At 42.2% G+C, this 25080-nt stretch carries 27 protein-coding genes and 1 pseudogene; 22 read left to right on the forward strand and 6 right to left on the reverse strand.

The window, feature by feature from the left end:
- Nucleotides 1-10: 10 nt before the first annotated feature.
- Nucleotides 11-340 (reverse strand): stress response translation initiation inhibitor YciH, encoded by a 330-nt coding sequence (yciH, locus tag AN214_RS02585; RefSeq protein ID WP_010560623.1) that lies wholly within the window; start codon nucleotides 338-340, stop codon nucleotides 11-13.
- 179 nt (nucleotides 341-519) lie between these two features.
- Between yciH and AN214_RS02590 the strand changes: the two genes are divergently transcribed.
- The 4 genes from AN214_RS02590 (at nucleotide 520) to AN214_RS02605 (ending at nucleotide 4767) form a co-directional block, all read left to right on the forward strand.
- Complete coding sequence (locus tag AN214_RS02590; RefSeq protein WP_010560622.1) at nucleotides 520-825, forward strand: STAS domain-containing protein; 306 nt, start codon at nucleotides 520-522, stop codon at nucleotides 823-825.
- A gap of 3 nt (nucleotides 826-828) precedes the next feature.
- Nucleotides 829-2478, forward strand: coding sequence for a fused response regulator/phosphatase (locus AN214_RS02595; protein WP_054978296.1), 1650 nt, complete (start codon nucleotides 829-831; stop codon nucleotides 2476-2478).
- A 317-nt stretch (nucleotides 2479-2795) separates the two neighbouring features.
- Nucleotides 2796-3455, forward strand: a complete 660-nt coding sequence (locus AN214_RS02600; protein ID WP_054978297.1) for a GAF domain-containing protein — start codon at nucleotides 2796-2798, stop codon at nucleotides 3453-3455.
- Nucleotides 3456-3576: 121 nt separating this feature from the next.
- Nucleotides 3577-4767, forward strand: coding sequence for an amino acid aminotransferase (locus AN214_RS02605; RefSeq protein ID WP_054978298.1), 1191 nt, complete (start codon nucleotides 3577-3579; stop codon nucleotides 4765-4767).
- Between the two features lie 44 nt (nucleotides 4768-4811).
- On the opposite strand, the pseudogene AN214_RS02610 reads toward AN214_RS02605, so the two are convergent.
- Nucleotides 4812-6143 (reverse strand): annotated as a pseudogene (locus AN214_RS02610) (IS4 family transposase).
- Between the two features lie 111 nt (nucleotides 6144-6254).
- Complete coding sequence (locus AN214_RS02615) at nucleotides 6255-6536, reverse strand: YebG family protein (RefSeq protein ID WP_054978299.1); 282 nt, start codon at nucleotides 6534-6536, stop codon at nucleotides 6255-6257.
- Between the two features lie 200 nt (nucleotides 6537-6736).
- On the opposite strand from AN214_RS02615, the gene AN214_RS23245 reads away from it, so the two are divergent.
- The gene (locus AN214_RS23245; RefSeq protein WP_054978300.1) at nucleotides 6737-6979 is read left to right on the forward strand and encodes a DUF6868 family protein; all 243 of its coding nucleotides are present in this window, start codon (nucleotides 6737-6739) and stop codon (nucleotides 6977-6979) included.
- 173 nt (nucleotides 6980-7152) lie between these two features.
- On the opposite strand, the gene AN214_RS02625 is transcribed toward AN214_RS23245, so the two are convergent.
- From AN214_RS02625 to AN214_RS02635, 3 genes are all read right to left on the reverse strand, one after another.
- Nucleotides 7153-7713 carry a YceI family protein gene (locus AN214_RS02625; RefSeq protein ID WP_054978301.1) on the reverse strand — a complete coding sequence of 187 codons (561 nt, stop codon included), beginning with the start codon at nucleotides 7711-7713 and terminating at the stop codon, nucleotides 7153-7155.
- Nucleotides 7714-7766: 53 nt separating this feature from the next.
- On the reverse strand, nucleotides 7767-8306 hold the full coding sequence (locus tag AN214_RS02630; protein ID WP_054978302.1) for a cytochrome b: 540 nt from the start codon (nucleotides 8304-8306) through the stop codon (nucleotides 7767-7769).
- A gap of 120 nt (nucleotides 8307-8426) precedes the next feature.
- Complete coding sequence (locus tag AN214_RS02635) at nucleotides 8427-9014, reverse strand: DNA-3-methyladenine glycosylase I (RefSeq protein ID WP_054978303.1); 588 nt, start codon at nucleotides 9012-9014, stop codon at nucleotides 8427-8429.
- 127 nt (nucleotides 9015-9141) lie between these two features.
- On the opposite strand from AN214_RS02635, the gene AN214_RS02640 reads away from it, so the two are divergent.
- From AN214_RS02640 to flhB, 17 genes are all read left to right on the forward strand, one after another.
- The gene (locus tag AN214_RS02640; protein ID WP_040642454.1) at nucleotides 9142-10236 is read left to right on the forward strand and encodes a PAS domain-containing sensor histidine kinase; all 1095 of its coding nucleotides are present in this window, start codon (nucleotides 9142-9144) and stop codon (nucleotides 10234-10236) included.
- Between the two features lie 8 nt (nucleotides 10237-10244).
- The gene (locus tag AN214_RS02645; protein ID WP_054978304.1) at nucleotides 10245-11642 is read left to right on the forward strand and encodes a sigma-54 dependent transcriptional regulator; all 1398 of its coding nucleotides are present in this window, start codon (nucleotides 10245-10247) and stop codon (nucleotides 11640-11642) included.
- A 188-nt stretch (nucleotides 11643-11830) separates the two neighbouring features.
- Complete coding sequence (gene fliE, locus AN214_RS02650; protein WP_010560587.1) at nucleotides 11831-12163, forward strand: flagellar hook-basal body complex protein FliE; 333 nt, start codon at nucleotides 11831-11833, stop codon at nucleotides 12161-12163.
- A 19-nt stretch (nucleotides 12164-12182) separates the two neighbouring features.
- On the forward strand, nucleotides 12183-13895 hold the full coding sequence (gene fliF / locus AN214_RS02655; RefSeq protein WP_054978305.1) for a flagellar basal-body MS-ring/collar protein FliF: 1713 nt from the start codon (nucleotides 12183-12185) through the stop codon (nucleotides 13893-13895).
- Nucleotides 13888-14940 carry a flagellar motor switch protein FliG gene (gene fliG, locus AN214_RS02660; RefSeq protein ID WP_010560585.1) on the forward strand — a complete coding sequence of 351 codons (1053 nt, stop codon included), beginning with the start codon at nucleotides 13888-13890 and terminating at the stop codon, nucleotides 14938-14940. Before fliF ends, fliG begins: the two co-directional genes overlap by 8 nt.
- Nucleotides 14941-14943: 3 nt before the next feature.
- Nucleotides 14944-15774 carry a flagellar assembly protein FliH gene (fliH, locus tag AN214_RS02665; RefSeq protein WP_054978306.1) on the forward strand — a complete coding sequence of 277 codons (831 nt, stop codon included), beginning with the start codon at nucleotides 14944-14946 and terminating at the stop codon, nucleotides 15772-15774.
- Nucleotides 15775-15776: 2 nt separating this feature from the next.
- Entirely contained in the window at nucleotides 15777-17102 is a 1326-nt protein-coding gene (gene fliI / locus AN214_RS02670) for a flagellar protein export ATPase FliI (RefSeq protein WP_054978307.1), read from the forward strand.
- Nucleotides 17102-17551: a flagellar export protein FliJ gene (gene fliJ, locus AN214_RS02675; protein ID WP_054978308.1), complete on the forward strand. Its 450-nt coding sequence runs from the start codon at nucleotides 17102-17104 to the stop codon at nucleotides 17549-17551. The genes fliI and fliJ overlap by 1 nt, the downstream gene beginning before the upstream one ends.
- A gap of 63 nt (nucleotides 17552-17614) precedes the next feature.
- Entirely contained in the window at nucleotides 17615-19543 is a 1929-nt protein-coding gene (locus tag AN214_RS02680; RefSeq protein WP_054978309.1) for a flagellar hook-length control protein FliK, read from the forward strand.
- A gap of 73 nt (nucleotides 19544-19616) precedes the next feature.
- The gene (gene fliL, locus AN214_RS02685) at nucleotides 19617-20156 is read left to right on the forward strand and encodes a flagellar basal body-associated protein FliL (protein WP_054978310.1); all 540 of its coding nucleotides are present in this window, start codon (nucleotides 19617-19619) and stop codon (nucleotides 20154-20156) included.
- Nucleotides 20157-20168: 12 nt separating this feature from the next.
- On the forward strand, nucleotides 20169-21260 hold the full coding sequence (gene fliM, locus AN214_RS02690) for a flagellar motor switch protein FliM (RefSeq protein ID WP_010560579.1): 1092 nt from the start codon (nucleotides 20169-20171) through the stop codon (nucleotides 21258-21260).
- Nucleotides 21261-21280: 20 nt separating this feature from the next.
- Nucleotides 21281-21679: a flagellar motor switch protein FliN gene (gene fliN / locus AN214_RS02695; RefSeq protein WP_010560578.1), complete on the forward strand. Its 399-nt coding sequence runs from the start codon at nucleotides 21281-21283 to the stop codon at nucleotides 21677-21679.
- The gene (gene fliO, locus AN214_RS02700; protein WP_054978311.1) at nucleotides 21676-22062 is read left to right on the forward strand and encodes a flagellar biosynthetic protein FliO; all 387 of its coding nucleotides are present in this window, start codon (nucleotides 21676-21678) and stop codon (nucleotides 22060-22062) included. The genes fliN and fliO overlap by 4 nt, the downstream gene beginning before the upstream one ends.
- A gap of 60 nt (nucleotides 22063-22122) precedes the next feature.
- Entirely contained in the window at nucleotides 22123-22821 is a 699-nt protein-coding gene (fliP, locus tag AN214_RS02705) for a flagellar type III secretion system pore protein FliP (RefSeq protein ID WP_100914502.1), read from the forward strand.
- Between the two features lie 37 nt (nucleotides 22822-22858).
- On the forward strand, nucleotides 22859-23128 hold the full coding sequence (gene fliQ, locus AN214_RS02710) for a flagellar biosynthesis protein FliQ (protein WP_010560575.1): 270 nt from the start codon (nucleotides 22859-22861) through the stop codon (nucleotides 23126-23128).
- 11 nt (nucleotides 23129-23139) lie between these two features.
- Nucleotides 23140-23919, forward strand: a complete 780-nt coding sequence (fliR, locus tag AN214_RS02715; RefSeq protein ID WP_054978313.1) for a flagellar biosynthetic protein FliR — start codon at nucleotides 23140-23142, stop codon at nucleotides 23917-23919.
- Nucleotides 23920-23928: 9 nt separating this feature from the next.
- Nucleotides 23929-25059, forward strand: a complete 1131-nt coding sequence (gene flhB / locus AN214_RS02720; RefSeq protein WP_054978314.1) for a flagellar biosynthesis protein FlhB — start codon at nucleotides 23929-23931, stop codon at nucleotides 25057-25059.
- Nucleotides 25060-25080 lie beyond the last annotated feature (21 nt).

The following is a 25080-nucleotide window of genomic DNA, read 5'->3' on the forward strand; positions in this document are numbered from 1 at the left end:
GCAATGCTTATTATCCGCCTGCAATTTTCACCTTGAAGCCTTGCTGCTCAAGCAAACCCTTCAACTTATCGCGGTCATCGCCTTGAATTTCAATGATACCGTCTTTGACTGCACCACCTTGACCCATTTTAGACTTTAATGTTTTGGCTAGCTTTTTTAAGTCATGAGCGCTTGGATCAATTCCCACAACGAGCATCACGCCTTTGCCTTTTCGTCCTTTTGTTTGGCGTTCAATACGCACCGCACCGTCTTTAAATAATTTTACATCGAGCTCAGGTGCTTCTTTTGGCTGTTTTATTCTTCCGGTTTCTGTGGAATAGACTAAATTTGAGTCTGACATAATAAATCCAAGTAAATACGCATGACGCAAGTTTATCATAATTTTGCAACCATATTATTGTTCAATTTATTTTTAGTTTTTTTAAGATAATATTTGCAAATTAGCGGGTTAAGTACTTAATTTAAATAAAGCGAATGGCGTAAATTTAGCAGGCATTAGGACATTCCAAGGAGAATTAAATGAGTTTGAATAAGGCTCTATCGCCAGATGGCAAATTATTTACGATTGAGATTAAAGGCAAGTTTGACTTTAACTTAGTACAATCATTTAGGAGCGCATATGCCGACGTTGGCGTAAGCACTCCGAAAGTTATTATCGACTTACGTGAAACCGATTACATGGATAGTTCGGCATTGGGAATGTTATTAAATATGAAAAAATCGTTAGGCGACTCTGTGAGCAGTATTCATATTACAAATTGCAGACCTCAAATTAAGAAAATTTTACAGATCTCTCGTTTTGATAAAAAGTTCGACATCGACTGAACCATGAAAATTCTGGTTGTCGATGATCAGGAGCTAAATCGTAACTTACTGCGTTTTATGCTAGAGCAAGAACAGCACCATGTTGCCCTTGCGTCGGACGGGGTACAAGCACTAACGGTTTTCGATGAGCTTTCTCCCGACTTGGTTTTGCTTGATGTTGTAATGCCTAAAATGGATGGCTTTGAAGTAGCGCCTTTGCTTAAAGCCAAATCTGCAGATGTGTATCTTCCCATCATTTTTATCACCGCATTGGATGACAAAAGCAGCCTAGAAAAATGTTTGCAGGTTGGCGGTGATGACTTTTTGAATAAGCCTTTCGATAAAGTAATTCTCTCGGCAAAAATTAAAGCACATGCGCGGACACGCGAATTCAGTGTAAAAACCTACAAACAAAACCAAGAACTTGCGTATTATCAGCTGCATACTGAACGCGAACACGAGTTAGTTGAACATATTTTCGAAAATGCGCTGGAAAAGCGTTTTTTGTTACCTGAACTTGTTGAATTTAATTTATCACCGGCATCCATGTTTAACGGTGACTTATTTTTAATGGCACCGAGTTGTACCGGTGGCATTTATGTATTGATGGGGGACTTTACCGGCCATGGGTTAGCAGCGGCGATGGGGGCGCTGCCAGCATCAAAAATCTTTTACTCAATGACACAAAAAGGCTTACCTGTTGGCGATATTGCCGCTGAATTAAATTCAACTCTCAGTGAATTATTACCAGGCAACATGTTTTGTGCGGCAACGATTCTTGAGCTTAATAGCTCGGGACGTTCATTTTCAGCTTGGTTGGGAGGGCTTCCTGATAGTTTTCTGTTGAGTAAAGAAGGCAAGGTTAAGCAGAAACTAACATCGCGCCATATGGCATTAGGTATACTCGAAGATTACGAATTTGAACGCGATACCATTTATGTGGAAACGGAATTAGATGACAAAATTATTTTGTATACCGACGGTGTCATCGAGGCAGAAAATACCAAAGGTGAATTTTTTGGTGAAGAACGATTACTGCGTAAGGTGACTGCTTCATCGTTTACTGAATTAGGTTCCATTGTTGATTCGGTTAAGCGTTTTACGGGTAAACAAGATCAGCAAGATGATTTAAGTTTAGCGTTAGTAAAATGCAGACCATCAAATATTGAGCCCCAATTGAGCGATGAATACATGACAACGCCGTTAAACATGGCAATGACATTGGATGCAGAACGCTTAAAACAAACTGATCCAGTTGTTGATGTTGTTGAAATGATTTGTGCAATGAAAGGCTGTGCTGAGCATCGCTCTAATTTGTTTTTGCTGATCTCTGAAACATTTAATAATGCGCTAGAACACGGTGTTTTAGGGCTCGAGTCCTGTTTAAAAGATAGTGATGAAGGGTTTTGTGAATACTACGAACTCCGTGCTGAGCGATTGGCAGAACTCTCGGCAGGAGTAATTAATATCGATGTGAGCTACTTGCCAGAAGACCCGAAAATAAGGTTTACAATAACGGATTCAGGTGATGGTTTTGCAGGGAAAAATATTGCAAATAACGACGATAACTATCATGGTCGTGGTTTGGGGCTAATTAAAGAGATTGCAGAATCAGTTTCACAAAACGATCGCGGTAACAGTATAACGGTGACGTATTCGCTATTACATGATTAATCTGAACCCATCGTTAAAACGGCGTGTTTGTGGCTGCTTTGACTTCTTATTTTGTCATATTTATTTGTTATAGATACAAAGGTTTAGGTGACCTCAATAAAAAGCGCCAAAGTTGCAGTACAAGTTAATACGCTCAATTGGTTGGCACATTTAAAATGTACATTTCACCTTATAATATTCCCTTTATTTGTTACGAGCCCAAAAAAGCAATTAAATGCGTTATCTAAATTTATTTATAAATTAAGTTAAGAATAGTATTGCATAGACCAATATAAGCCATGTACACTTTATTTTTTTAAAGATGTTTAGATGGCTAAATGGCTGGTTCAATATATTTTTCAGATTACGTTTTAGATACGCAAAAAGTGGCTGATTTCCGTCAATTAATTGAAAATGAAATTACGCAAACAGAACACTTGGATATTACTTGGCAGTACCTTATTCCTGAACTGGGCGAGGGTGGAACCTGTAGCTTATTCGGTCAGTTGCAAGAAGCGCCGTTTGATCTTACGCAGTGTGTAGTTAAGAGCCAAAAAAATGTTGATGCAATGACTGCACTCGCTCGCATCGTTAAATTTGTGGAGCAGCAAAACCTAATTGATTGGTTTGGTATTTACCAATCACGCGCGATTGATAATCAAACACAACTACTTAAATTAAGCTATTTTGGCAAACCAAGCCGCCCACTTTTTCCTGTTGATGAAGACTATGCGCGTATTAGTAATAACGCCTTTGTTGCGCTTTACGGCAAAGGGCGCGTGATTAACAACGTAGAACACTATGTTGCTAATGGTGGCGAGTACTACACCTGCGATCCAGCAGTTAAATCGGAAGTTTGTCTGCCTTATTTTTCGCAATCGGGCGAAGTACTTGGCATTATCGACGCTGAAGCGTTCAACAACGATGTATTTACGAGTGATGCACTTGCTTTATTACAAGCAGTATGTGAAATAGTACCCAATTACTTACCTGAATAATCTAAAGCAAAAAGTTCTATTGATTATCGCCATGAAATTTTCTTTAGATACTTCTCCACAACAGAGAGTATGGTAAGCTAGGGCTTCATCCCATAGCAAAAATTCAATTTAAGAGATAACTATGTTTGCAAACTTAAAGCCATTACCAACGGATCCAATTTTAGGTTTGATGGCCAAATATCGCCAAGATACAAATCCAAATAAAATCGACTTAGGCGTTGGTGTTTATAAAACAGAACAGGGTGATACCCCAATTTTAAGCTGTGTAAAAAAAGCTGAAGCGTTTCGTTTAGAAAATGAAACAAGTAAATCATATATTGGCTTAGCTGGTGATTTAGGTTTTTGTGCAAAAATGGAATCTCTATTACTGGGTGAGCATAAAGCGCTTTTAGAAAACCGTGTTCGCACAGCGCAAGCGCCAGGTGGTACAGGTGCATTACGTGTTGCTGCAGAATTTATCGCAAAAGCAAATCCAAATGCGAGCGTATGGGTAACTACGCCAACATGGGCAAACCATATTGGTTTATTCTCAGCTGCTGGTCTAACAGTTAAAGAATATCCGTATTACGATTACGAGAATAAAGGCTTATTGTTTGATGAAATGATGGCCACGTTAAAGACAGTTCCTAAAGGCGATATCGTGTTGTTACACGCATGTTGTCATAACCCAAGCGGTATGGATTTAAACGCAGAGCAATGGCAACAAGTTGCAGATCTTGCAAAAGAAGTTGGTTTTACGCCGTTAATTGATATTGCTTATCAGGGTTTTGGTACTAGCCTTGAACAAGATGCGGCAGGCTTACGTTTATTAGCTGAAACAGTTGATGAAATGATCATTTGTTCTTCGTGTTCTAAAAACTTTGGTCTTTATCGCGAGCGTATCGGCGCGTGCTCAATTATTTCAGAATCGAGCGCAGTTGCCGACGTTGCTAACTCAGTACTATTAAGCGTTGTACGCAGTATCTATTCAATGCCGCCAGCTCACGGTGCAGCAATTGTTGATACTATTCTTGGTAGTGACGAGCTGACTGCCGAGTGGCATCAAGAGCTTGCTGAAATGCGTAATCGTATTAACGGTTTACGTAGCACGATTGTTGAGGCGCTTCATAGCCGTGGCGTTACACAAGACTTTTCATTTATTGAAAAGCAACATGGTATGTTCTCTTTCTTAAGTATCACGCCAGAGCAAATTGAACGCTTACAAAAAGAATATTCAATTTACATTGTTGGCTCAAGCCGTGTAAATGTAGCAGGCGTTAGCCAAGCAAACTTAGATTACTTTGCCGATGCAGTTGCAACTGTAATTAAGTAAATTTACGCATAAATAAAAAGGCCACCGAATACGGTCAACTCCTATCAATTAAGGTGTTTTGAGCGAATTGGGTAGCGAGTTTTACTGATACGAACGGTCCTGCTTTTGGGCCGTTTTTTTCGTTCGGGTAATATATATCGTTTTACACGTTCCCGCATTGCCCTCAGCTTTTTGGGGATTGAACCTGGCGATGCTATCGCGCACCACATCAGCTCATCCTGAATATCCCGTAACGCCATCATAAAGCTTATTCTTAATGGGGAGACCTTGGCTTCCTTGGCTATTCGACTGATTTCCAAACGTACAAGATTATAGGCGATGAGTATGCCCCTGATTTCTTGCTCTATTCCCTCTACAGACTGGCTGCGAAGCAACACCTTGTCTTCCAGCATATCGTGTTTTATTTCGCCATAGCTGTTTTCTATCTCCCATCGTTCAAAATAAACATCGAGTAAAGACTGAGTTTCATACTGTTTGTCCGTCAGTGAGGTGAGCACGCCTTTGATGTGATTTGGCTGGGTTTTTTCCGGATATAACACGAGTCTTGCCCGCCATTTCTCAGGCAGGCTTGGGTCTTGCTTTCTGGCATGTCCAGAGACCTTCATTTCAACGATGAAGTCACGTCCTTCTTTGTCCAGCTGCTCTACCACTTCATATTGTGTGTTGGATTTCACCGGCGTCATCCAGTGGCTTGAACCATGTTGGCGCTGCCAGTTGAGCATCAGTTCGGCACTTAAGTAACAGCGATCAAAAATGGTCAGAGAGTCGGCAGGAACCGACATCGCCAGCTTCTTGGGGTGGTTCACTTCCCCGGTGGAACTCGGACCAAAGGCGACATCGTGCAACAAGCGGCTGCGCAGTGAACACAAGGCGCATAGCCTGACAACTGGGTACTAGGTGTGACGATTTTCACTGTGCTTAACGTAATTGAAGTGCTCGGCAAGGGCCTGCGTGTCATGGGTTTTGAATTGGGTTCCGTCAACAGAGAAGAGTCTCAATCCGCAACAGGTATCATCGCTGTCTTCGGCTTGCGTCTAGTGCTTGGCAGTTGTTGAGAACAAAGCTTCGAGTGGCTTGGCTGTGAGTCGCTTTCTGGCTTGCGGGATAGCGCTCGGTGCAATTGATTCTCCGAGCGAGTTTGAAAGTTTAAGATCCAACTTATCAAGTACATCGTTGACGGGCCTGTCGCGATAAAGGCCAATACCAATGATCAACCAAACAACCAGCTCAGCAGGCAACTTACGCCGTCTCATACTCGCTTTATTAGTGTCATCAAGCGCTTGAGTTATCCACTCCAATGGAAGCTCTTTTTGAAAAAGAGCGAGTGAGTCAGGGGAAGCGAAATCATCCACATCGATAAGCCAGTGTTCCAACATAAAAAATACCCTCAAACAAATTGCTTGAGGGTATTTTCACTTGATCTCAGGATCAGTCAACCGAACAAATGCTTAACTGATTAGTGTTAACCTTCACGGTGGCTTTTTTATTTAACTTACTTTTTTAATATCAGTTACTTTTGCTTTATTGTTAGGCGGGGTTGGTTTTCCCCCTTTTAAAGCTGCAATAAATTGGTCTTTACGTTTTGCCATTTCGAGGGCCAGCGCTTCATTTTGTTGCTCGCTTAACGGCACATCAACTTCACCAAGCATGGTTTCAAGTGCTTCCGCAATATCCAGCATTTTGTCATATGCGTCTGCCTCTTTTTTTGATGTAAATGTCATGCGTTCGACTCCATCTCTAACTACTTTGTAACATACCTCAACGGCCATATTGCACCTTCTTAACTGTTGTTTTATACAGTACTATAGCAGTAACTAAAAAAAAATAAAGTGTAATTATAATCACACCTTACAGAACCCCGCTGTGGTAAGCAATGTGGTAAGCAATTTTAGAGACTAAATGCTTGATAACATTGCACCGCTACCGCAAGTACATTAATCTTACACTATGTAAAAGATTAGGGGTTCTAATGTCAATTGATCAGATAATAACGTTTCTCGGATGGGCCACAATTGCTAATTGCTTAATTGTCAGTATTAGCATGGTGATTTTTTTACTTTTCCGCAGCACTATTGTCAGTATTCATAGCCAGCTATTTAACGTAGAGCATAAAGCATTGAATGTGGTTTATATTCAATATTTTGCTTTTTATAAGATCTTAATTGTTTTCTTTAATCTAGTTCCTTACCTTAGTCTTAAGTTAATTATGTGATTAGTCATTTATATGTGAGTAACTTTGTGACTGATAGATTTAAATAGTAGCTAGCATAGTGAAAACATAACGTATCGTTTGATATTAAGCTACCCACTGTTGCACCTGTTGCAAAAATATAATGAGTTTGAATCGGGCCCGAACATAAAGGTTCAGACCCAAAGTAGCATTTATTACTTTTTGATGCCTTCAATGTGAAGGTCGAAATCGATTTGGCCAAAATCCATTTTATAGCCGAAGTCTTTCATTTGAATCGCTGTAGTACCTGAAAAACCAGCGCGGTAACCGCCCCAAGGATCTTTACCTTCACCGATTTTTTCTACATCGATAGTAATTTCTTTCTCAATTCCTTGTAGCGTTAAAAGACCGGTAATAGCCAGTTTACCATCACCTAAATCTTTCACTTTTGTGCTGTTAAATGTCGCTGTAGAGAATTTTTTAACATCTAAAAAGTCGCTATCGCGCAAATGCTTGTCGCGCTCTGCATGGTTTGAGTCAACGCTGGTGGTATCAATATTAACTGAAATTTTACTTGCTTCAGGTTGTTTCTCATCGTAGCTGAACTCACCTGAGAAGGTATTAAAACGGCCTGTTAACCAGCTGTAGCCTAAGTGCTTCACTTTAAAATTAATTGATGCGTGAGCGCCTTTGGTGTCAATTACATAATCTGCAGCCATTGCTGGCATTGTTAAGCTTGCCATCGTAAGTGCTGTTGCTAAAAGTGTTTTTTTCATAATTGTTTCCTTTAAATTTATACAACCTGAGCTTTGACTAGCCAAATCTGAGGTTACTTAATCATTCGGCGTAATGTGTCATCTTTATCAATAAAGTGATGCTTTAACGCCGCTAATATATGAATACCGACAATCGCCATTAAGCTATAAGCGGCATATTGATGAATACTGCCTGCAATATCTTCTTGATTTGCAATTAATTCGCCTAAACTTGCTACTTCGAACCAGTCAAAAACAGCAATTGCGCGACCATCAGCGGTTGAGATCAAATAACCACTGGTTAAAATTATCAATAAAATCCCATACAAGGCTAAATGGCCTAGTTTTGTTGCAACGCGAGTTTTAGATGAATGGGTAGAGATCGGCTTAGGTGATACCGTAATCACTTTCCAAGCAATGCGCACTAGCGTGAATGCCAGCAATAAAATGCCAATACTTTTGTGCCAATGGGGCGCTGTGCGATACCATTCACTGTAATAATTCAAATCAACCATCCAAAATCCAACGCCGAATAATGCAAAAATAACAAGTGCACTAAGCCAGTGAAGCAGCTTACTAATAGTACCGAATTTAGTGTTGGAATCGAGAAGCATAATCATTTCCTTAAATAGATAGAAACACTTTAATTGAGCTTCATTTGAATGTGAATAGCTCAAAAGTGAATTCATTGTTCACTTTTGACTATTAATAGAGGTGTTTAAGTTGAAAGGGTATTAGAAAAGCGATGAGTAAAGTGCAATCACTTCGTCTTTGCGAAAGCATTGATTGTGATGATCATTAACCATGCCGCATGCCTGCATATGAGCATACACAGTGGTCGGTCCTAAAAACTTAAAGCCACGTTTTTTAAGGTCTTTCGCAAAAGCTTGCGACTCGGCAGTGGTGGCTTGGTAATCAGCTTTACTGTTGATGTTATTGACAATAGGTTTATTGTTTACAAATTGCCATTGATAGTTAGCAAAGCTATCAAACTCTTTTTGTATTGCTAAAAAGCACTGTGCATTGTTAATTGCGGCATTAATTTTTAAGCGGTTGCGAATAATGCCTTTATCTTCCATTAAGGCAAGCGCTTTTGCTTCATCAAATTGGGCAACCACAGTTGGGTCAAAGTTGGCGAACGCGTTGCGGTAGTTATCGCGTTTTTTTAATACTGTGTACCAACTCAGTCCAGCTTGCGCTGATTCTAGTGTGAGGAATTCAAACAGTGCATTATCATCAAACAAAGGCACGCCCCATTGGGTATCGTGATAGGCTACATAATCAGCTTTAGTGGTATCTAACCACTCGCATCTAAAACACATAAAAATCCCCTAGACAAATAATTGACGTCTTATTTTTGAATTTAACTTGTTGTATTTATTGAAAATAAAAATTGGCACGTTTTGTGTATCTACACCGATTAGTTAGAGTAAATTATTTGGTGTAACTATGGCGTTAGCTCAAATCATACCCCAACAATTTCAAGAGGTATACAACCCGTGTTTGATGCAGGAAAAGTACGTGGGTGAACTTAGTGAATTAAGAAAACAGGCAAGCTGGCTTAGCCATTTGGTTGATACCATGCCTGCGGGCGTCATTGTGCTTGATGGTAACGGCATGGTAGCAAAGGCCAATCAAATCGCGATTGACTTACTCGGAGAGCCGTTAGAAGGCGAGCGTTGGTTTACTATTATTCAGCGTTCTTTTGCGCCTAATGGTAGTGATGGTCACGAGGTAACGCTTCGTGACGGTCGATTAGTGAAACTTGATATTTCACCACTTACACCTGAACCAGGCCAGTTGATTTTAATGACCGATCTTACGCAAACACGTCAATTACAATCACGCATCGCACATATGCAGCGTTTGAGTGCGCTAGGTAAAATGGTAGCGTCATTAGCGCACCAGGTAAGAACCCCATTATCAGCGGCGATGTTGTATGCCGCTAACTTGTCGTCAGAAAAATTAAACCCAACAGCGCGTAGTAATTTTCATGAAAAGTTAATGTCGCGTTTGCAAGATTTGGAAAGCCAAGTAAACGATATGCTGTTATTTGCCAAAAGTGGCGAGCAACAGGTACTTGCACCTGTATCTATGCAAGCCTTGCTAACTGATGTAACGCACGCGTCAGAAGCAATGATTATGCGCCAGCAATGCATTCTCGACCTTAAATTGCCTGAGCCTGATATTGAAATTATCGCTAATAAAGTGGCTCTGAGCAGTGCAATTAGCAATTTAGTGCACAATGCGGTGCAAGCTTGTGGCCAAGGTGGAAAAATTGAGTTAAGTGCAACGCGGTCTGAAAAATTCGCAGATCACGTCAAAATTTCGGTGAAAGATAACGGCACGGGGTTAAGTGAAACGGCTATCCAACAGATCTTTGAGCCGTTCTTCACCACTAAATCACACGGTACCGGGTTAGGTCTTGCCGTGGTTCAATCGGTCGCTAACAGCCATCAAGGGTTTGTAAAAGCAGGCAATAGTGAGCTTGGTGGGGCTGAGTTTAACTTGTACCTACCGATTATCTCTAAAACAGCATGTTAGGAGTAATTATGAACGATGCAAAAGTATTAGTCGTAGAAGATGATTCTGGTTTACGAGAAGCGTTAGTCGATACCCTAGCATTGGCTGATATTAATTGTGTTGAAGCCGACAGTGCCGAACAAGCGATTATTAAGCTTAAAGAAGGCGGTATTTCAATGGTGGTCAGTGACGTGCAAATGGGCACTATGTCAGGTATCGATTTACTTAAAAGTATTAAGCTTAACTACCCTGATTTACCTGTGTTAATGATGACAGCTTACGCGACTATTGATGATGCGGTTGAAGCGATGCGCTTAGGGGCCATCGACTACATGGCGAAACCATTCGCACCAGAAGTGTTATTAAACATGGTAAGTCGTTATTTACCAGAAAAAGAAGCCATTAAAGATGGGCCAATTGTTGAAGACCCAGCCAGTAAAGCGCTGATGCAACTTGCAGAGAAAGTGGCTAAATCTGATGCATCCGTTATGGTGCTTGGGCCAAGTGGCTCAGGTAAAGAAGTGATGGCACGTTATATTCATGATAGTTCACCGCGTGCAGAGCAGAACTTTGTTGCGATTAACTGTGCGGCGATTCCTGAAAATATGCTAGAAGCCACTTTATTTGGCTATGAAAAAGGCGCGTTTACCGGCGCTATTCAAGCATGTCCTGGTAAGTTTGAACAAGCGCAAGGCGGCACTATTTTACTCGATGAAATTACTGAGATGGATTTGAGCCTACAGGCGAAATTACTGCGTGTACTGCAAGAGCGTGAAGTGGAACGTCTTGGCTCTCGCAAGACCATTAATTTAGATGTACGTGTGCTTGCAACGTCTAACCGCGACTTAAAAGAGGCGGTGGCGCAAGGCGTTTTTCGCGAAGATTTATATTATCGCCTTAATGTTTTTCCGCTCGAGTGGCTGCCACTTGCTGAGCGTCCAGGGGATATCGTCCCGTTGGCTGAGCATTTAATTCAGCGTCATAATAATGACATGCCGGTGCAGTTTGACGTACAAGCTAAAGAAAAATTACTTAGTTACAACTGGCCAGGTAACGTTCGTGAGCTTGAAAATGTCGTGCAGCGCGCATTGATTTTACAAAGCCATAAAATGATTACCGCAGATGATATTTTCTTAGGCTCGGTAGCAAGCATGCAACCAACAAGCCTGTCGCCAAAGATACAGCTGACTTGTGAAGAACCTGAGCAAGTAGCACCAGACGTCGCAACAGTGCAATCAACCCAAGTAGATGATGCTCAGGGTTATAAACAAGAGCTTAAAGATAAAGAAAACTCAATTATCTTAGATATGCTTCGCGCGTGTGATGGCAAGCGTAAAGACGTTGCTGAGCGTCTTGGTATGAGCCCGCGAACACTGCGTTATAAACTTGCAAAAATGCGTGAGATGGGAATTGAATTACCTGCATAAGAAATCATTGTACTGAGCAAAGCAGATACACCTACTTTTTAAATCGAGCCTCTGACAGGAGGCTTTATTTCTGTCTAAATTTTATCAAAGTCAAAAAAATGCCATTATAAACTGTTGATTTTAAATGTTTTATTTTTGGCATTAAGCTTGCATTAATCGTATTAAGTCAATTTTTACGGTTTGTTAGTATGAACATTTCACCAAACAATCTTTATCAAGAAATGCAGTCACTTGCGGTAGAAGCAAGTAACTTTTCTAAACCGAAACAGCCTATTGAATCTATTCAAGGTAGCTCACAGGTTGAATTTAATAATTTATTAAAAGATGCGCTCGATACGGTTAACGGTTTACAGCAAGACTCTAAAGCGAAAGCAACGGCGTTAGAAATGGGTGACCGCAATGTGTCACTGGCTGAAGTAATGATCGCATCGCAAAAATCTTCGGTGGCGTTTGAAGCAACCGTTCAAGTGCGTAATAAGCTTATTGAAGCTTATAAAGACATTATGAACATGCCTGTATAAGAAATAGTGGAGTAGGGTTGTGGCTAATACATCAACAGATTTATCAACACTAGACGCTAACGACTTAGGTGTCGGCGATGTAGGTGGTGGTAATCAAGAACAAAAATCAGGGTTTCTTGGCAGCTTAAGTGGTGTTGATGTAATGCGCCAAGTCACGCTCATTATCGCACTAACAATTTGTGTCGCAATTGCCGTATTTATCATGATTTGGGCGAAAGAGCCTGATATGCGTCCTCTTGGCAAAATGCCAATGGATGAACTGATCCAAACGCTTGAATTCTTAGACGCACAAAAAGTGGAATACAAGCTCGACGGCAATGTTGTTTCAGTACCGGTTGAAGCGTATCAAAATATCAAGTTGTTGATGGCTAAAGAAGGTCTTGAGCAAGTACCTTCATCGGGCACCGAAATTTTAATGCAAGATATGGGCTTTGGCGTGAGTCAGCGTCTAGAGCGTGAGCGTTTAAAGCACTCACGTGAGCAGCAGCTTGCACGTACTATTGAAGAGCTTAGTAAAGTAGCGCGGGCTAAAGTTCTGTTAGCGATTCCAAAAGAAAACGTCTTTGCCCGCCGTGAGAAAAAACCAAGTGCAACGGTTGTATTAACGGTAAGACGTGGTCGCACACTTGACGGTGAAGAAGTTGATTCGGTTGTTGATATGGTCGCCTCTGCGGTACAAGGGCTAGAGCCTAGCCGAGTAACGGTAACAGACCAAAATGGCCGCTTGCTTAACTCGGGTTCACAAAACTCACTTACCGCGCGTTCGCGTAAAGAATATGAAATTGAACGTAAGCGTGAACAAGAATACTTAGAAAAAATTGATTCAATTATGATCCCTGTTGTTGGTTTAGGTAACTATACTGCGCAGGTCGATCTGGTGATGGATTTCAGTTCAATAGAAGAAACGCAGAAGCGTTTTAACCCAGACTTACCGGCGGTACGCAGTGAAATGACACGTGAAGACACTAATATTGGTGGCCTTGCAGTGGGCATTCCAGGCGCGCTAACGAACCAACCGCCAGTTAACTCGCAAATTCCAGAGCAAACAGGCGATGAATCAGCACAAAGCACATTACCGAGTAGAAACAGTAAAGAAGCAACCCGTAATTATGAGCTCGACACCACCATTTCACATAAGCGTCAGCAAACCGGTGTGATCCGTCGTATCAGTGTATCGGTTGCGGTGAACTACACAAACGGTGTAGCAGAAGGTGGCGAAGCGACACGTGATCCGCGTACTCAGCAAGAATTAGCGAACATCCGCCGTTTACTGCAAGGTGGCATTGGCTTTGATATGCAGCGTGGCGATGCGTTAGAAGTCGTGACGATTCCGTTTGTACAAGAAGAATTCAGTGAAGCGATTGAGCTACCAATTTGGGAGCAACCTTGGTTCTTCAAAGTAATCAGACTAGCTTTAGGTGCCTTGGTTATTATCGTACTTATTCTTGCAGTAGTGCGTCCAATGTTACGCAAGTTGATTAATCCAGAAGACACGACAGAGGATTATGATGACGCAAGCCTATCAGCAGGTGTAGACTTAGGTGATGATACCATTGATATGCTAAGTCAAGAATTTGACGAATCGGCAGTCGGCTTTAGCCCAGATGGTACGTTACAATTACCAGACTTACATGGTGATGAAGACTTACTGAAAGCAGTAAGAGCATTAGTGGCAAATGAGCCAGAACTTTCTTCTCAAGTAGTTAAAGCGTGGTTAACTGAAGATGACTGATCAAGATACGCAAGTAGCAGAACAAACAACAAGTAGCGGCTTTGACGTAGATAAACTTGATGGTGTAGAAAAAGCATCGATTTTATTACTGAGTTTATCTGAAGAAGATGCTGCGCAGATTTTAAAGCACTTAGAACCAAAGCAAGTACAAAAAGTAGGTATGGCGATGGCGGGCTTGGATGATTTAAGCCAAGACAAAATTGCCGCGGTACACAAACTGTTTATCGACCAAATTCAAAGCTTTAGTACTATTGGTTTCCAATCTGAAGACTTTATTAAGAAAGCGCTTACCGCAGCGCTTGGTGAAGAAAAAGCGGCGAACCTAATTGACCAAATTATCATGGGCTCAGGTGCGAAAGGACTGGATTCACTGAAATGGATGGACTCAAAACAAGTAGCGAATATTATTCGTAACGAGCACCCGCAGATCCAAACCATTGTTTTGGCGTATTTAGAACCAGAGCAATCTGCTGAAATTATTAATCAATTCCCTGAAAAAGTGCGTCTTGATTTAACCATGCGTATTGCCAATCTTGAAGAAGTGCAACCTGCCGCACTGCAAGAATTGAATGAAATTATGGAAAAACAATTCGCAGGTCAGGCTGGTGCACAAGCTGCTAAAATGGGTGGCTTAAAAGCAGCGGCAGATATTATGAACTACCTAGATACTAATGTTGAAGGGCAGTTGATGGATTCAATTCGTGAACATGACGAAGAAATGTCACAGCAAATTCAAGACTTAATGTTTGTATTTGATAACTTAATTGACGTTGATGACCGCGGTATTCAAGCGATTCTACGTGAAGTACAGCAAGATGTACTGATGAAAGCAATTAAGGGCACAGATGAAGGGCTTAAAGACAAGATCCTTAAGAATATGTCTAAACGTGCGGCTGAAATGATGGCTGATGACCTTGAAGCAATGGGGCCAGTTCGCATTAGTGAAGTAGAAGCGGCACAAAAAGAAATTCTGAGCATAGCACGACGCTTAGCTGATTCAGGCGAAATTATGCTTGGCGGCGGTGGTGGTGAGGAGTTCCTCTAATTTATGAAATTAGGCAAGTACCGCTCAGGGCATAAAATCGAAAATGCAGAGGCGATAGAAACGCTGCTTGAGAATTGGCCGATCCCGGATGTTAAGGATGAAAGACGCAATTTAAGAGGCCGCTCAACGGCAATGGGCAAGTCGCTAGAAGAGCTCTATCAGAAAAAACAAGCCGAACAAGAACCCGAGCCAGAAGAAGAGTTTACGCCACTAAGCATTCAAGAAATTGAACAAATTCGACAAGAGGCGTACCAAGAGGGGCACGCTGAGGGCAAAGAAGCTGGCTATCAGGAAGGTTTTGAACAAGGTAAGTTAGAAGGTGCGCAAAAAGGCTATGAAGAAGGTTTAGAGCAAGGTAAAGAAGAAGGACTTGAGCTGGCAAAACCTGAAGTCGAAGAGAAAATCGCGCAACTTACCAAGCTGTTAGATGAAATAGCCACGCCCTTTGAGCAAGTGAGTGACGAAGTTGAAAAGCAAGTTGTGATTTTAGCATCTGAGCTGGCGAAAGCGGTAGTTCATGGCGAACTTAGCATTAATGAAAAAGCTATTTTCAGCGCCATGAAAGTGGCAACTGATGCATTAAAAGGTCAACACCGTGCCCTTGAAGTATTATTGAATCCAGAAGATTTTGAATTGGTACAACAAGCCATACCAGCCGAGCAACTCGCCGATAGAAGTTGGAAGCTAGTTGTTGAGCCGAGTATCACTAAGGGTGGCCTCCATATCAATTCTGACAATTCATCAATTGATTACTCGGTAGAATTGCGCCTTAAAGAAATACTGGAGAGCTTTTTGCAAGAAGCAGGTATCGATAGTCAAAAACGCGACGGTTAATTATGAGCCAAGGGCTTGCACAGCGTCTTGCTAGTTACCAATCAAAAATTAAAACTCACCGCCCAGCAGTTGCCGGCAGTTTAAAGCGTGTAGTCGGTCTTACGCTTGAAGCCGAGGGGCTAAAAGCACCCGTTGGCAGCAGTTGTCAAATTGAAACCCAACAGGGCTTAGTGGATGCTGAGGTAGTAGGCTTTAGTGGCGAGACACTCTACTTGATGCCAAACGATGCCATTTCGGGAGTACTACCTGGGGCGCGCGTGATTCCTCAACAATCAGATGTGGGCTTACCTGTCGGTATGGGGCTGTTAGGTCGCGTTGTTGATGGATTAGGACGACCGCTAGATGGACTTGGCCCAGTAAAAGCCGAAGCCAAATTAAAGTTCGCAGCAAAACCAATTAATCCATTAGCCAGACGCCCGATCAAACAACCGATGGACGTTGGCGTTCGAGCGATTAATTCCGTACTTACCGTAGGTCAAGGGCAGCGTATGGGCTTATTTGCGGGAAGTGGTGTGGGTAAATCGGTATTACTTGGTATGATGACTCGGGGTACTAATGCCGATGTGATTGTGGTTGGTTTGGTTGGTGAGCGTGGTCGCGAAGTTAAAGAATTTATTGAAGAAATCTTAGGCGCTGAAGGGCGTGCACGTTCAGTAGTCGTGGCGGCCCCTGCGGATGCATCACCGCTGATGCGTTTAAAAGGCTGTGAAACCGCCGTAACGATTGCTGAATATTTTCGTGATCAGGGATTAAACGTACTGTTGCTGCTCGATTCAGTAACGCGTTATGCCATGGCACAACGTGAAATTGCGCTTGCGGTAGGTGAACCTCCGGCAACTAAAGGTTATCCACCTTCTGTATTTGCCAAACTTCCAGCCTTGGTTGAGCGTGCAGGTAATGGCGGCGAAGGGCAAGGCAGCATTACGGCGTTTTTTACCGTGTTATCCGAAGGTGATGATATGCAAGACCCGATCGCCGACGCAGCCCGTGCGATTCTTGATGGGCATATTGTACTGTCCCGCGAATTGGCCGATTCAGGGCACTATCCTGCGATTGATATTGAAAAATCGATTAGTCGTGTTATGCCGCAAGTAATTAGCGAAGCACATTTGCAACAAGCCCGCGTGTTAAAACAGGTCTACTCACTTTACCAACAGAACAAAGACCTTATTACCTTGGGTGCTTATCAAAAAGGCAGCGACCCTATGCTTGATAAAACCATCGAAATGATGCCAGGAATAAACCACTTCTTACAACAAGGCATGACAGATGTTATTCCTTATGATGAAGGGTTAACTAGCTTGGCTCGTATTCTAGGGCAAGGCTAATGGCGCGCGATCAACTAGCACTATTAATAAAGCTTGAATCTGACAAAGAAGAAAAGCTGCGTTTCGATTTTGTTGGTGCGCAGCAACACCTTGCTAATTTACAGCGGCAATTAACGGGGATTGAGTCGTTTCGATCAGACTATTTAGCTCAATTACAAAGTCGTGCTGCGCAAGGGGTTGGCGGTAGTTATTATAATCAGTTTCAGCAATTTATCGGCAAGTTAGATGATGCATTAAAGCAACAACTAAATGCGATTAATACGGCAAACAAGGTGTTGAAACAGCGTGAGTCGCTGTGGTTAGGGCAAAAAGCAAAATTAGAAGCAATCGAAAAGCTCAAACAGCGTAAATTAGATAAACAGCAAGCTGCGTTGGCAAAGGCAGAGCAGAAGCAGCTTGACGAGTTTGCTACCAATATATTTGTACGAAATCGAAAAACACTGGCTTAGTTTTTGCTTAATTTTTAGCAAGGCATTAAAAGCGGCAATCTTTAGTTAAAGAAGAAGTGTGTTATGGCAACGATAAATTCGCAGTTAAGCATTACAAATGTGGGATTAGACTCCTCAGCAACAACGAGTGAAAGCGAAAATAAAAGCGGTTTTTTAGCTGTTTTTGAATCTGTGCAAAATGAAGTACAGAGCAAACATGCATCCGCCGATGAAGAGCAAAATAGTCGTGATGATAGTCAATTATCGGACGAAAATGATACGCCTAAGCAAATAGATGATTCAGAAAATGCCACTGATGAAGGTGAACAAACTGAATCTGCCGTTGCCAATATCGATAAGTCACCTACGCAAGATGATATGCCAGTGACTCGCTCATCCGAATTTAAACAGCTCGATGACAGTGCTAACACCAACAAGGGGGATTCTGAATCGACCCCTGTAAAATCAATGCCAGTTGATGAAACAAAGCCTGTTGCTAAACAGACAGAGACTCAACAAGCGCAAACTGAACAAACACAAAAAGCAACGAGCAACAATAATAATACGGCTATCTCACTGCTTGAGCAACTAACTAAAAGTAAGTCTTTTGATGTGAGTATTTCAAAAGGCAGTGAAAGTACAGAGCAAGCACAAAGTGTAAAAGCGCCAGTAGATAGTGGCAATGCAGGTGAAAGCACTTCGGTGAAAGACGGTGCAACTAAGGTCAATCTAACTCAAAACTTAGTGTCGCTTGATAATGAATTTGCCAAATTAGACAAAGAAGGTCTTGAAACACTTAAGCAATTTTTTACACAGCTCGATAACGAAAGGGAACTACCACAAGGGCTTTCTAAACACGATCTCCGTTTGGTTATGGATAAGCTAAACGTGGCAATTGCAAAAGCTGATTCAAAAGCGAAAGAGCAGTCTGTCACCTTGCAATCAGTGCTGGCCTCACAATCAGCGAAGCCAAATACTGAGCAACAAACAGTTGAACAAAATGCAACACCGGATGACTTTGCAACGGACAGTGATAATGACCAAGCAAAATTGCAAAGTACGTTAGCGTCACGTCCTCTTGGTGAGGCTGTGCCTGTGGCAAATAAACAGCAAACGATCACACGCCCAGATGCACAAGTTCCACATAATGTGACCGCGGTTGCTAAAGCGGTGGCACAAGAGCAAAACGTTGACCTCGACGTACAGCAAACAACAGCAGAGCTAATTAATCAACAGGCAACAAAACCCTCGCCTGCAAGTGTTGTATCGTTAAGTAGCCAAGCTGCGGAAAAATTACAGGCGAGCAATGAGCAAACCAGCAACGCTAAACAAAGTAATGTTAAGGTTGATACAACTCAGTTGGTGGATGAGCAAAATGTTGAGACAGAGGCAAGCACAGAACAATCGCAAAGCTTTGCAAAATTGCTTAATAGTTTAAAAACAAATGCGAATACACCGGTGCTATCGCAATTAGTATCGCAACTTCAAGCGAGTCAACTACAGCAGGCTGAAGTAAGCGAAATCAACCAGCAGCACTTAGCGATGCAAACTGCACAAGTGATACAAAACACCAAAAAAACTACAATTAGTGCAGATCAAGCATTGCAACAACCGGTTAATATCGCCAAAAGTGATGCAGCTAAAGCATTATTTAATAAAGCAAATATGCTACTAAACTTGAACTTGAAAGAAGCCGAAATTAGATTGGACCCGCCAGAATTAGGTTCGATGCAAATTCGCATTCGTTCTGATGCCGAACAAGCTCAAATAAACTTTGTAGTGCAAAGTCAGCAAGCGAAAGATGTGCTTGAACAGTCAATGGGACGGCTAAAAGAAATGCTTGCCGAACAGGGCATTAATTTAGGTGAAAGTAGCGTATCTGAACAAGGGCAAGGTGAGCAGCAAATGGCGGGGCAGTCGGGTCATTCGTCGAGCTCAGAGCATGAGCCTGTTAGTAATGTAAGTGAACAAATTGTCAGCAAACAGCAAGATGGAATCGATTTTTACGCATAACACTAATTGCTATTAAACGGAAATAAACGCACTATTATATAAAATAATAAATAGCAGCTACGGAAACGTCACAATGGCAGAAGAAAAAGATCTTGAAATTGAAGAAGGTGGAGAGAAAAAAGGCGGCAAAATGATGATTATCATTATTGCTGTTGTGGTATTGCTCGCTGGTGGCGGCGCCGCATTTTTCTTTTTAGGTGGCGATGATGCCCCCCCTGCAGAAACGCTTGCTGAGGAAACCACATCTGCCGAAGGTGGCGAAGGTAAACTAAGTGGTAATAGTGCAGAAATTGGCAGCGCGCTTTATGTAGGTATGCCAAGACCATTTGTGTTTAATGTACCGGGTTCAAATAAAGACCGGTTGGTACAGATTAAAGTGCAATTGTTAGTGCGTGGCGATGTTAACGAAGAAACGGCAAAACGCCATATTCCGCTGATTGAAAATACCTTATTACGCGTATTTTCAGCAAGTAATGCAGATGATTTAAGCACCACAGCAGGAAAAGAAGCACTGCGCTATAACGCATTAACCGAAGTGCAAAATGCATTGGTAGAAATTGAAGACAGTAAAGTCGTAGAACGCGTATTGTTTACTGGCTTTGTAATGCAATAATTAGGAGTTTAGGTGAGCGATTTATTATCTCAAGACGAAATCGATGCGCTTTTACATGGCGTCGATGATGTTGATGAAGAAGAGATAGACGAAGGCGGTGATAGCGATTCGTCCGCGCTGCAATACGATTTCTCATCTCAAGATCGTATTGTTCGTGGCCGTATGCCGACGCTGGAAATCGTTAACGAACGATTCGCTCGCCACATGCGTATATCCCTATTTAATATGATGCGCCGCACTGCTGAAGTGTCGATTAACGGCGTGCAAATGATCAAATTTGGCGAATACATCCACACCTTATTTGTGCCAACCAGCTTAAATATGGTGCGCTTCAGACCGTTAAAAGGCACCGGCCTTATTACTATGGAAGCGCGTTTAGTATTTATTTTGGTAGATAACTTCTTTGGTGGTGATGGACGTTACCATGCCAAAATCGAAGGCCGTGAATTTACACCAACCGAACGCCGTATTGTGCAAATGCTACTTAAAATTATCTTCGAAGATTATAAAGAAGCGTGGGCACCGGTGATGGATGTGTCTTTTGAATACCTTGATTCAGAAGTAAATCCCGCAATGGCTAACATTGTAAGCCCGACAGAAGTTGTGGTCATCAGTTCGTTTCATATTGAACTTGATGGTGGCGGCGGGGATTTCCATATTGCGCTGCCGTATTCAATGCTTGAGCCAATTCGAGAATTACTTGATGCTGGTGTACAGTCAGATACGGAAGACACCGATTTACGTTGGTCTAAAGCACTGCGCGATGAAATTATGGATGTAGAAGTCGATCTTAGTACGCGTATGCTTGAAGTGGATTTAAGTCTGCAACAAATTATGGACTTAAAAGAAGGTGATATTATTCCGGTAGAAATGCCAGAACATATTACGGTATTCATTGAAGACCTGCCGACTTACCGCGCCAAAATGGGGCGTTCTCGCGATAACGTTGCGCTTCAAATTAGTGAAAAAATTAAACGCCCAGAATCTGTTAAGTCAGAGCTGCATGTATTTACAAAGGGCGGGAAAAAGCTCGATTCAGATGCTGAATTGGAGCAATTGGAAGAAGATTTACATTTATCAGATGGCGTAGACCTCGACTGGTAATTAACTGAGAGAAATTTAGTATGAGCGATGATCAAGATACAATGGATGAATGGGCTGCAGCCCTAGCCGAAGCTGAAGGCGAAGACGGTGGTGATGCCGAAGTTGCTGAACTCGAAGAATTGTCTGAAGATTCGAAAGCCGATTTAACGACAGAAGAAAAGCGAAAACTTGATACCATTTTAGATATTCCAGTTACTATTTCGATGGAAGTGGGTCGTTCTAAAATTAGTATTCGTAACTTACTGCAATTGAACCAGGGCTCAGTGGTTGAGCTTGACCGCGTGGCGGGTGAACCACTTGATGTACTCGTAAATGGTACCTTAATTGCCCACGGTGAAGTGGTTGTTGTTAACGACAAATTCGGTATTCGTTTAACAGATGTGATCAGTCAAATTGAGCGGATCAAAAAGTTACGATGAAAAAAGTTATCGGTTTACTCAGTACGTTACTGATATTACCGTTTAATCTGTTAGCGGCAGAGCCAGCTGGATTTCAGCAGTTGGCTTCGATGATTATGTCGTTGCTACTTGTGGTTGGCTGCATTGTTTTGCTTGCCGTGTTAATTAAGCGATTTAACCCACAAATGACGCCCAGTGACGAGTTTAAAGTGATTCGTTCCATTAACATTGGTAGCAAAGAGCGCCTGCTAGTAGTGGAAATGGATAACAAACATCATGTACTGGGTGTAACTTCAGGCTCTATAAACTATTTATATCAATTAGAAACGCCGTTGGCTGAGCAGCAAATGCCTGAGTTCGCCAAACAATTGGCGCATTTTATAAATCCTAAAAATAAGAAATAAAATATGAACCGGACGTGTTTCAATTTAGTGCTATTTGTGTTGTTACTGTTATTGCCTGAGATGGCATGGGCGAATGATGCTTTGCAAGCGCTAACGGTTAAAACTAATGCGGATGGTGCTCAGGAATACTCGGTTACGCTCCAAGTTTTAATTATGATGACGGCGCTGAGTTTTATTCCAGCTGCCGTGATTATGATGACATCTTTCACCCGCATTATTGTGGTGCTGGCTATTTTGCGTCAAGCAATTGGTTTACAGCAAACGCCGTCGAGTCAGCTTTTGGTGGGTATGGCATTGTTTATGAGCATTTTTATTATGGCGCCCATTTACAAGCAAATTGATGACCGCGCAATTCAGCCATATCTCAAAGAAGAGCTCACGTCGGTACAGGCGCTCGACCAAGCAAAAGAGCCACTTAAAGCATTTATGCTCTCGCAAACACGTATTTCTGATTTAGAAACCTTCGCTAAAATAGCCGGCTACGAACAACTCGACTCCCCAGAAGATACGCCATTTATTGTGGTTATTCCTGCATTTATTACCAGTGAATTACAAACCGCGTTTATTATTGGTTTTATGTTCTTTATTCCGTTTTTAATTGTTGATTTGGTGGTTGCCAGTGTGTTGATGGCTATGGGTATGATGATGCTATCGCCAATGATTGTGTCACTGCCATTTAAAATTATGCTGTTTGTTTTGGTTGATGGCTGGTCGTTGGTAATGGGCACGCTCGCACGTAGTTATGGGTTAGGTACATAGTACTGTGACGATAACTTACCCGCGAATAGGAGGCTAAATGCAACCCGAAGTTTTTGTAGAAGTACTCAGCGATGCGCTTTTTCTGGTTATTAAGTTGGTTGCAGCAATTATCGTACCAAGCTTAATTGTAGGGCTCATTGTTGCAATCTTCCAAGCTGCAACCTCAATTAACGAGCAGACCTTAAGCTTTCTACCGCGTCTTATTGTAACCTTACTTGCGCTTATTTTTGGTGCTCACTGGATCACCCAAGAATTGACTGATTATTTCCGTCAGATGGTGGAGATTATTCCGCAAATTGCTGGTTAAAATAGGCCTTTATGGAAATTTTATTTTCGCAATTAGTACAATACCTTTCGGACTTTTTGTTACCGTTATCACGCATTGCGGCAATGTTTATGGTGATGGTAGGCATTGGCGTGAAAACTGTTCCGACGCGCGTAAAAGTTGGGTTGTCGGTACTGGTGACCTTGCTGGTAATGCCGATTTTACCACCCAGTCAATTTAACGAGCTATTCAGCTTTCAAATGGTCATTGTGGTGCTGCAGCAGATCCTGATTGGTGTTGCCATGGGGTTTGCGTCAGTAATGATGCTCAATACCTTTATTCTTGCGGGTCAAATACTAGCAATGCAAACAGGCCTTGGTTTTGCTTCAATTGTAGACCCTGCCAATGGACAAAGTGTGCCTGCGGTTGGTCAGTTTTATTTGATTCTTGCAACCTTGCTATTTTGGGTGTTTGACGGTCATTTAATGATGATCCAAATGCTGATACATAGCTTTACTGCACTGCCTATTGATGGCACCTGGTGGCCTGTTGCAAACTTTCAAAAACTGGCGTTATGGGGCAGTTGGATGTTTGCGACAGCCTTAGTGTTATCGTTAGCGCCATTAACAGCCATGCTAGTAATTAACTTCTCATTTGGTGTGATGACTCGCGCCGCGCCGCAACTTAATATTTTCACCATAGGTTTTCCGTTTACATTGCTTGCAGGCCTTGTCATTATTTGGGCGACAATGACTAACTTTACTGCGCAGTTTGAATTTCAATGGCTAAAAATGGTTGAGCTAATGTGCGATCTTGTTGGTTGTCAGGTGTAAGGAGCAGGTATGGCTGAAGGCTCAGATCAAGAACGCACCGAAGAACCCACCCCCAAAAAGCTGCAAGACGCAGCGAAAAAAGGACAAGTAGCGCGCTCAAAAGAAACGGGTACCACATTTGTATTGATTGCTGCTGCAGTGAGCTTTTTACTGTTTGGTAAAGACATCGCGGTAGGCTTATATAATGTGATGGGGCGTTTGCTTTCGCTTAACCGTAATGAAGTATATGACACGACCAAAATGTTCTCGGTGTGGGGCGAAGTTGCGAGCGAACTTTGGTATGGCATGACAATGTTTGTGTTGTGCTTATTGGTTGCAGGTGTAATTGGCAATACATTTTTAGGTGGTTTTAATTTTAGCTGGCAAGCAGCTGCGCCTAAAGCGAGTAAAATGTCACCTCTCAAGGGCTTTGCCCGTATGTTTGGTAAACAAGCCGCAATTGAATTAGTTAAAGCATTATTAAAGTTTGGCCTGATTGCAACGGTTGCTGTTTACTTAATCAAAGGCTATTTCCCCGAAATTCTTACCCTGAGCTTAGAAGCGGTGCCCGGTAATATTGAACACGCATTGTGGATCTTGGCGTGGATGTTTTTTGCGCTGGCGATGACGTTAATCGTTATCGCATCAATTGATGCACCATTTCAAAAGTGGAATCATAACGAACAGCTCAAAATGACCTTGCAAGAGGTTAAAGATGAATACAAAAACAGCGAAGGTGATCCACAAATTAAAGCGCGTATTCGTCGCACCCAGCGAGAAATGTCGCAGCGCAGAATGATGCAAGACGTGCCAGATGCCGATGTGGTAGTAACAAACCCCACGCACTACGCCGTTGCACTTAAATATGATACAGCGAAAGCTGGCGCTCCTATGGTTATTGCCATTGGTGGTGACCAAATAGCGCTGCAAATTAGAAAAATAGCAGACCGCTACGAAGTACCCATTGTTGAGTCGCCCGCATTGGCGCGTTCATTGTTCCACACCGGAGAAGTGGGTCAGCAAATTCCTGAGCAGCTGTTCGTTGCGGTGGCGCAAGTACTTGCGTATGTTTTCCAATTAAAACAGTTTAACAAAGGGCGTGGAAAACGTCCTGAAAAGCTTGCCAAAGAGCTGCCAATTCCTGAAGATTTCAAATACTAAACAGTAAGTTATCGCCACTTC

It is taken from the genome of Pseudoalteromonas sp. P1-9 (assembly GCF_001399975.1).
Taxonomy (GTDB): Bacteria; Pseudomonadota; Gammaproteobacteria; order Enterobacterales; family Alteromonadaceae; genus Pseudoalteromonas.